Below are 583 nucleotides of genomic sequence, written 5' to 3'. Positions count from 1 at the left end.
TTGTATGCAAAACGCCCGATGCAGTGCATCGGGCGTCGTTCCCGGAAGGCATGAAGCGGTCAGGCAACGATGTGGTCAGGAATTCAGTTTCTGGCGGTTCTCGCGCCACCATTTGCTACCGAATACCAGAATGACGGAAAACAGCAATCCAAGCAGGCCGCTCGTCAGGATGACGGACGACAGGCGCGACGAACGCCGCTCAGGCAAGCTTGGGCCGGCAATGAAGCGGCTCTTTTCCAGATACAGGCTTAGCGCGCTCTGGTTTTCTATCGAGATGGTGTTGTAGACTTCCTTGATCGTGTCGTCGTTCAGATCCTTGTTCTTGAACGCTGCTTCCTTGACCGCTTCCAGGCCGCGCAGGATGACTTCACCGGAGCGTGTCTGGTTCATGAACGCCCTCGCCTTGTCGTAGTAGTCGCGCAGCAGTACGGCCTGCTGGCGGTCGCGTTTGGCCTTGGTGATGATTTCCTTGAGGTCGACGATCCGCACTTCGCTGGTCGTCAACTGCGTAATGGGCGACAAGTAGCGGGCGTTGTCTTCCGTAACGGTAACCAGCTGACGCGCATTTTGTGCCGACTCGGGA

Annotated in this window: 1 pseudogene; it reads right to left on the bottom strand. The window is 57.1% G+C overall.

Annotation, left to right across the window (positions count from 1 at the left end):
• Nucleotides 1-75: 75 nt before the first annotated feature.
• A pseudogene (locus AC0V2Y_RS28995) lies at nt 76-583 on the bottom strand (lipopolysaccharide biosynthesis protein); the annotation flags it as partial.

It is taken from the genome of Janthinobacterium sp. BHSEK (genome assembly GCF_056174685.1).
The sequence above is the reverse complement of the archived record's forward strand: the minus strand, read 5'-3'. Positions and strand labels throughout refer to the sequence as shown.